At 46.4% G+C, this 7,893-nt stretch carries 10 protein-coding genes; 1 reads left to right on the top strand and 9 read right to left on the bottom strand.

What is annotated here, in order from left to right; all coding sequences use genetic code 11:
• Window positions 1-1,235 (top strand): putative bifunctional diguanylate cyclase/phosphodiesterase (locus B3O33_RS01375; RefSeq protein ID WP_292362782.1); only part of this gene is annotated, 1,235 nt, incomplete at its 5' end.
• Window positions 1,236-1,293: 58 nt separating this feature from the next.
• Here B3O33_RS01375 and B3O33_RS01370 read toward each other — a convergent pair.
• The 9 genes from B3O33_RS01370 to B3O33_RS01330 all read right to left on the bottom strand — a co-directional run.
• Window positions 1,294-1,680, bottom strand: a complete 387-nt coding sequence (locus B3O33_RS01370) for a DUF2802 domain-containing protein (RefSeq protein WP_292362309.1) — start codon at window positions 1,678-1,680, stop codon at window positions 1,294-1,296.
• 18 nt (window positions 1,681-1,698) lie between these two features.
• Window positions 1,699-1,875: a hypothetical protein gene (locus B3O33_RS01365; RefSeq protein WP_292362310.1), complete on the bottom strand. Its 177-nt coding sequence runs from the start codon at window positions 1,873-1,875 to the stop codon at window positions 1,699-1,701.
• Window positions 1,876-1,883: 8 nt separating this feature from the next.
• The gene (locus B3O33_RS01360; RefSeq protein ID WP_292362311.1) at window positions 1,884-2,363 is read right to left on the bottom strand and encodes a chemotaxis protein CheW; all 480 of its coding nucleotides are present in this window, start codon (window positions 2,361-2,363) and stop codon (window positions 1,884-1,886) included.
• 106 nt (window positions 2,364-2,469) lie between these two features.
• Window positions 2,470-3,051 carry a chemotaxis protein CheW gene (locus tag B3O33_RS01355; RefSeq protein WP_292362312.1) on the bottom strand — a complete coding sequence of 194 codons (582 nt, stop codon included), beginning with the start codon at window positions 3,049-3,051 and terminating at the stop codon, window positions 2,470-2,472.
• Complete coding sequence (locus B3O33_RS01350) at window positions 3,044-3,838, bottom strand: ParA family protein (protein WP_292362313.1); 795 nt, start codon at window positions 3,836-3,838, stop codon at window positions 3,044-3,046. Before B3O33_RS01350 ends, B3O33_RS01355 begins: the two co-directional genes overlap by 8 nt.
• Window positions 3,835-4,749 (bottom strand): flagellar motor protein MotD, encoded by a 915-nt coding sequence (motD, locus tag B3O33_RS01345; RefSeq protein ID WP_292362314.1) that lies wholly within the window; start codon window positions 4,747-4,749, stop codon window positions 3,835-3,837. Before motD ends, B3O33_RS01350 begins: the two co-directional genes overlap by 4 nt.
• 4 nt (window positions 4,750-4,753) lie before the next feature.
• Complete coding sequence (locus B3O33_RS01340; protein WP_292362315.1) at window positions 4,754-5,494, bottom strand: flagellar motor protein; 741 nt, start codon at window positions 5,492-5,494, stop codon at window positions 4,754-4,756.
• A gap of 2 nt (window positions 5,495-5,496) precedes the next feature.
• Window positions 5,497-6,534: a protein-glutamate methylesterase/protein-glutamine glutaminase gene (locus B3O33_RS01335; protein WP_292362316.1), complete on the bottom strand. Its 1,038-nt coding sequence runs from the start codon at window positions 6,532-6,534 to the stop codon at window positions 5,497-5,499.
• Window positions 6,535-6,542: 8 nt separating this feature from the next.
• The coding region (locus B3O33_RS01330) for a chemotaxis protein CheA (RefSeq protein ID WP_292362781.1) at window positions 6,543-7,893 on the bottom strand (1,351 nt) is incomplete at its 5' end.

The raw sequence follows: 7,893 nt of genomic DNA, 5'->3' as shown, positions 1-7,893 counted from the left end.
CAAATCGGCGACGTTTGGAACAGGCGCTCGATATTACGTTGACTCAGGTACGAAACTTCCATACCAGTAGCGCGTTGTTTTATATCGATCTGGATAGTTTTAAAGTACTGAATGATGCCGAAGGTCATGAAGCTGGTGATACCTTGTTAGTTCAGGTTGCCAATTCGTTGCGGAGCTTTTTTAAAGTCCGCGATACACTGGTGCGGATTGGTTCTGACGAATTTGCTGTATTAGTTGATACCATTGAACCGGATACTGCCATAGCCCGCGCTGAGGGCCTGCGGGAAATGTTTGATGGATACAGTTTTACTTTTCATGATCATGAATATCATTTATCCGCCAGTATTGGTGTTAAATGTATTACCGAAGCCGCTATTTCTACAGTGGGTGAAATCTTATCGCATGCTAATCAGGCATGCTATACCGCTAAAAAACGGGGCCGGAATCGGGTTCATGTATACAGCCCGGCTGATCGGGAAATGTATGCGTTAAGACATAGTGTCGAGTGGGCTCCAAGAATTCGTGCGGCATTAAAACAAGAAAATTTCATTCTTGAATTTCAGCCTATCTACTCGCTTAAAGAGAAAAAAATCAATCACTATGAGTGTTTGATACGCATGCGTGGGCAGGGTGATAAACTGTATTACCCACATGATTTTATACCGGTTGCAGAAGCCATGGGATTGATTCATCAGATTGACTTGTGGGTCGTTAACCATGCTTTTGAATTGCTCAGAAATGTTCCCGGCGATACAGCGCTGGCGGTTAATCTATCGGGTAATATTTTTCTAGATAAAAACCTCTACCCACTGGTTGAGCGCAAGTTACTGGAAACGGGGGCGGATCCATCCCGGCTGGTGTTTGAAATAACTGAAACCTCGGCAATTTCCAACTTTGAACAAACCAAACAAATGGTCGATCGATTGCGAAATCTCGGATGTCGATTTGCATTGGATGATTTTGGTGCCGGATTCAACTCCTACAGCTACCTAAAACATTTTCCGGTGGATATTCTTAAAATTGATGGTGGATTTATTACCAATCTGCACAATGACCCTGTCGATCAGCTATTAGTAAAGTCGATGATCGATATTTCGCATAGTCTCGGCAAAAAAACCGTTGCTGAATTTGTCGAAGACAGAGAAACCCTGAAAATGCTGGAAGAGTTTGGTGTGGACTTTGTTCAGGGATATTTAATCGGTAAACCACAGCGGGTAATGCCCACCAAGCCTTAGGGTCTGTTGATCTTTCAGAGTTACAAAGTTGAAGTGCTTACGTAAAGATCAACATAGCCTAATGCAAATCGGTAGCCGAATGACGCTGTGCTCCGTGCAACCGGGTAATCAGCAGTGCCTCTTCTTCACTCAGATTGCAATTATCAATAAGTTGATTGATATCGACCCCTTTTCTGGCCAGCCGAATTGCATGCTCATAGCTATGTTGTTGTGGTTGACCGAGATCCATGCTTTTTTGCTGATCACGAATCTTCATTAAGGCCTGTTCAAATCGGACGATACGTTCATCAGAGCCTACTGCTGCGCTGCATAACGCTGATAACTGCTGCTGCAGAGAGCTGATTTGGCTTGCCTGAACTCGACTCAAGCGAAAGAAACGGTAGCTGGTAACAAGCAGCACAATTCCCAGCAAACCTACCAAACTATATAAGATATATAACATCATGATATGTCTCCTGAGACATCACACATATTCATCAATAATGCCGGTTTTAGGCGGCCGTTTAGGTTTAACCTCATCAGCGTCTTCTTGTGCCTTCTCATCCTGTTGCTTTGGTTTATGGCGTCGTTTCTCATCCGCCGGATTGTCCACTCGGGTGGTGGGAACAAGTGGCTGGGTTGGATGAATTTCGTCTGCCATGATTTACATCAGAAACTGGCGATATCCGCTATTTCGTCATCATTAAGCAGCTTGTTGACATCAACCAGAATTAACAGGTTTTTATCACGGCTACACACTCCCTGAATAAAGCGTGAACTGTCATCACTGCTGACATTCGGGGCCGTGTCTATTTCTGATTGATGCAAGTAAACAACTTCAGCCACACTGTCGACCAGCATGCCGATGACGTTACCGCTTACCTCAGCAATAATAATGCGCGACTCCTCATCGACTTCCCGGGAGGACAAACCAAACCGTTTGCGAGTATCGATCACGGTGACTACATTGCCACGCAGATTGATAATGCCGAGCACATAATCCGGAGCTCCCGGTACAGGCGCAATTTCAGTCGGGCGCAGCACTTCCTGTACTTGCATCACATTGATGCCATAGACTTCTTGCTCCATTTGATAAGTCACCCATTGCAGAATAGGGTCATTACCAGCCTGATTATCTTGCTCACTCATTGTATTTTCCTTATTCACAAAATATTGGCACATAAGTGGCTGCCAAATTTATGACGTTCTGTGTTTATAAGCATCAAAGCACAGTCTGTGCCAGTTTTATATTCGGTTATCGCAATATTTTTAACAGTTCTGTTAATGAAATAATACTGCTTAAAGGTGACATTAGCATACCTGCCAGCCAGGGTCTCTGTCCCGGTTCCCGCCGCCAACGCACATTTTCACTCTCCAGCGTAACCACATGGCGGATAGTGGATACAGCCAATCCCAGCTGTTTATTGTTCACCAGTAATATGTAACGGTTATCTGTTGAATTACTTGATTTATTGGTAATTAATGTTGTTAAATCAATTACTTGAGTATGCTGTTTAGGGCGGCTTAGGGTGCCAACGATATAGTCTGGCTGACCAGGAAGCTGTGACAGACCTTCTTCGGGCCAGTTCTCTATGCCGTCCAGTTCATCCAGGGTTAACGCCAGTTGCATACCAGCCACTTCAAATAATAAAGCCTGGGTGTCTTTGTCAGAAGTATTCGCGAGGCTGGCAATAATCCCGGGCTCAGTCTCAGGCACCGTTTCAGTTATTTCAACTGCAACGTGTTCCAAAGTCTCCGGTTCGCTGTCCAGTAACAGCTCCTGCAGATAGGCTGTCAAGGCTTGCTCTGGTTCTTTAATCTGGATTGGTTTAGACATTTTGACCGGGCTTTGCCGCTGGGGCTTTAGTGAGTTTTTTCATTAATCGTTCATAGGCCATACTGCCACGACTTTCTGGGTTGAGCGCAGGCAGAGGAATGCCAGACTTACTGGCATCGCGAAATTGTGTATCAATCGGGATAGCATCCTGCCAGAGGTTTTCTTCATAATCCTTTTGCATTTTACGCAATGTCTGAACGCCGGCACGGGTACGGCGATCAAACATCGTTGGCACAATCAGGTACGGAAGTTTGTGCTGGCGGGAATGATTGATTAACTGCAGAGTATGCAACATGCGTTCAAGCCCTTTTAAGGCAAGAAACTCGGTTTGTACCGGTATCAATAACTCATCACAGGCAGCCAGCGCATTGACCATTAAAACACCCAGCATAGGCGGGCAGTCTATCAGCACATACTCAAATCGCTCATTCAGTTGCTTTAAGGTTTTGTGAATGACCAGGCCTTTACCGCTTTGGATACTGAGTTGGCGATCCAGGGTTGCCATGGCCGTTGCGGCGGGTAACAGGTAAATATTATCCTGATTGGTTTTTTTGAGTGTTTTGAAAATAGCGTTGAGCGGTTGCTGGTCTGACTGTTGAAATAAAGTGTAGATACTGTGATCGATATTATCGGGATCAAACCCAAAATAAGTGGTTAACGAACCGTGCGGATCCATATCCAGTAGTAATGTGGAATGACCTTTTCTGGCAAGATGACTGGCCAGGCTGACCACTGTAGTGGTTTTGCCGACACCACCTTTTTGATTGGCAATCGCCCAGACCGTCATGGAGATACTTCGTCAGTAACGGAGGGTACCAGCACAGGAGGAGGCAGGCTGTCAGTAATGGGGGTAATACTGTTTTCAGACTCTGTTTCACTGCGATTCAATTGCTCATCAAACACTTCGAGGGTTCTTCGGCTCTCCTGGCTTCCCAGAATAACCAGTACCACCCGGCGGTTTTTTTGGCGGCCTAATTCGGTCTCATTATCCGCAATTGGTTTAAACTCACCATAACCTATGGCTGACATACGGCCCGGTTGAATACCAAAGCGATCCAATAAATTCACTACACTGGCCGCTCTGGCAGCTGACAGCTCCCAGTTTGACGGGAAACGCGGTGTATTAATCGGTTGATCATCAGTAAATCCCTCTACTTGTAGTGGGTTGGCGACCGGGGCAAGTACATCGGCAATCTGACCAATTACCGGTACAGCCTCACGGGCCAAACGGGCATCACCACTGGCAAACAGAAAATTGGAATTGATCTCCACCTCCAGCCAGTCTTCAGTTTGCTTGATACTGACATCTTCATTGGTAATTAAATCAGCAAGCGCGTTGCTGAGTTGCTGCGAGATATCGTTGATGGTGCGCAAACTTTGCTCGGAAACAGGAGGGCGTTCCCTAGGCAGTTCAGGCAGTTCAATTTCAAAATCCGGTACTTCCGGCTTACCCGGCGAAGCGACACGTTCACCTTGTCCACGGCTGACTTCACCAATCTGAATCGGGTCACTGCTGCGAGTAGGTTGTGAAAAGACGCTTTCCAGTGTTTCTGATAAAACACGGTATTTGCCTTCATTCACTGATGAAATGGAATACATCACTACAAAGAAAGCAAACAGCAAAGTGATAAAATCAGCATAGGACACCAACCAGCGTTCGTGGTTTTCGTGTTCTTCATGCCGTTTTCTACGGGCCATCAGGCTAACCCAGATAAGCCTGCAGACGGCTCTCGATATTGCGCGGATTATCGCCATCAGCCACGCTGATCAAGCCATCTATCAACATCATTTGTAATTGGGTGCGACGTTGTACCAATGTTTTAAGTTTATTTCCCATCGGTAAAAACAATAGATTTGCCAACCCGACACCGTAGATGGTGGCAACAAATGCCACGGCGATACCCGAACCAAGTGAAGAGGGATCCGCCAGATTACCCATAACATGAATGAGTCCTAACACTGCACCAATGATACCGATGGTTGGCGAATAGCCTCCCATGGCTTCATAGACTTTAGCCGCCTGCAGATCATTGTTTTCCATGATATCGAGATCGGTTTCCAGTATTTCGCGAATGATTTCCGGCTCGGCACCATCGGCAATCAGTTGCAGACCTTTCTGAGTGAAGATATCAGTTTCTTCCATGGCCATGGCCTCCAGACGAAGTAACCCTTCTCTGCGGGCAATCTGATTCCAGTCAAGAATTTTATCAAGTAAGCGTTTAGCCGATTGTTGGGGTGGCTTGAAAATCCATACGGTCATTTTCAGGGCCCGAATAAAGGTATTCATCGGCGTCTGCAGCATGACTGCCCCCAGTGTACCACCCAGTACGATTAACAAGGCTACGGCATTCAGAATAGTATCGAGATGACCACCCTCCAGATACTGGCCGACGATGATGGCGCCAAATCCAATCAGTAAGCCGAGTATGCTGAGGATATCCATCGCTATTTGAACGCCGTCAGTAGTTTACCAATCTCAGTAAGACTCAGAACCTTATCCGCAACACCCGCTTTGGCGACAGCCATAGGCATACCATAGATGGTACTGCTTTGCTGGTCCTGAGCCCAAATGGTCGAGCCTTTCTGATGCATTTTTATCGCCCCTTCACATCCATCCGCTCCCATTCCAGTGAGGATGATGGTCAAGGTCTGCGCAGGACAAACCTGAGAAACGGATTCAAGCGTAACGTCGATGCAGGGTCTGTAAGTCGCATTTTCTGGACCAGGGTCGACTTGCAGGTAAAGTTGTCCACGCCGACCTTTCAGTAAAAGCTGTTGACCTCCAGGGGCCAGATAGGCGATTCCTGGGCGTAATACATCGTTTTGCTGAGCTTCTTTAATACGAATATCACATTGTGAATTTAAGCGTTCAGCAAAAGATGGTGTAAATGTTGCCGGCATGTGCTGAAGTAAAATAATTGGGAAGGGGAAGTTGGCCGGTAGTTGTGATAACACATTTTGCAGGGCAACAGGTCCTCCCGTTGACGTGCCAATCACCACTAATTCAATTTTTTTCTTTTCTGCCGGAATGAGAGGGTGAGTCAGCTCAGTTGTTTTGGCAACAGAAGTCTGTTTATGCGGATTTGCATGGGTTGCCAGAAAATTGATCCGATCACATAATTTTTGTCGGGCACGGGTTTTGTCCTGCGCTAAATCTTCAAAACGCTTTGGGAGAAAGTCCATTGCTCCCGCGTCTAATGCATCCAGCGTAGCTTTGGCTCCTTCCGTCGTCCAGGTCGACAGCATCAATACCGGGGTAGGACGTCGTCGCATAATTTTTTTGACCGCACCGATTCCATCCAGTAAAGGCATTTCCAGATCCATGGTAATAACATCCGGTCTGTAACGGGATACCATTTCCACGGCTTCCATACCATCGGCTGCACTGGCAATGACTTCCAGTCGTGGATCGGCATTAATGATTTCAGTCAGTCGCCGGCGGAAAAAAGCTGAATCATCAACAATCAGTACCTTAACAGTCACAAATATCCTTAATAATTTCGATGTGCGTAGGTATTCATTAACTCTGGAAAATCGAGAATAAGCGCAATACGGCCATCGCCGGTAATAGTTGCTCCTGCAAAGCCTTTAGTGCCGTGGAGTAAGGCGCCGAGGGGCTTGATAACCACCTCTTCCTGACCGATTAACTGATCAACAACGAATCCCACTTTACGGGTGCCGACATTGACTATAACCACATGTTCAGTTGTTGCTTTAGACTCTGAAACATTACCTTTATTAAGCCATTTGCGTAAATAAAACAGTGGCAGGGCTTTGTTTCGTACAATAACAGTTTGCTGACCATCTACGGTATTGGTTTTATTCAGGTCCAGATTAAAAATTTCATTTACGCTGACCAGTGGAAAAGCAAAGATTTGATTACCCAGCATCACCATTAAGGTAGGCATGATGGCTAAGGTCAATGGGACTTTGATAGAAAGCGTTGTACCTTTACCGATTTCCGATTGAATATCAATGACGCCGTTCAGTTTGGAAATACTGGTTTTGACCACATCCATCCCTACACCGCGACCTGAAATATCAGATATTTCCTGTTTCATTGAAAAGCCCGGTGCAAAGATCAAAGCAAAGCATTCTGATTCGGTCAGTCTGGAGGCTGCTTCTTCATCCATCATGCCTTTTTCAACGGCTTTACGACGCAATATCTCCGGGTTCATGCCGGCGCCATCATCAGAGATGGTCAACAAAATATGATCCCCTTCCTGTGCGGCAGCGAGGACGATTTGGCCTTGTTTGGGTTTGCCTGAAGCTTCACGGATATCCAGCATTTCAACACCATGGTCAACCGCATTGCGAACCAAATGTACTAATGGATCGGCTAAGGCTTCGACCAGGTTTTTATCTAAATCAGTTTCTTCACCGCGTAATTCAAGATTGATGTCTTTTTTCAGGCTGCGAGCCAAATCACGTACCACCCGGGGAAAACGACCAAATACCTTTTTAATGGGTTGCATCCGTGTTTTCATCACAGCAGTTTGCAGGTCACCGGTGACCACAGCCAGATTATTGACAGCTTTGGCCATTTCTTCATTTTCAAAGGCGGCTTCTAGCGTATTAATACGATTGCGTACCAAAACCAGCTCACCCACCATATTCATGATGTCATCCAGTCTGGCGGTATCCACACGTACACTGGTGTCTGCTGCAGCCTTTGCCTGTGGAGCGGCAGCGGCCGGTTTTACAGCAGTAACTGAGTCTCCATCGTCAACCGCCTTTGGCGTTGTTTCAGGCTTCGGTGGGCTGGGAGGCGGGCTCGCTGCTTCGGCAGCGGGCTTTGCTGGTGGAGTGGGTTTGGCTGCTGGTTTTTTTCCTTGTAATTCA

This window comes from Methylophaga sp. UBA1464, from assembly GCF_002325665.1.
Taxonomy (GTDB): Bacteria; Pseudomonadota; Gammaproteobacteria; order Nitrosococcales; family Methylophagaceae; genus Methylophaga.
This window is presented reverse-complemented; position numbering and strand designations above follow the sequence as displayed.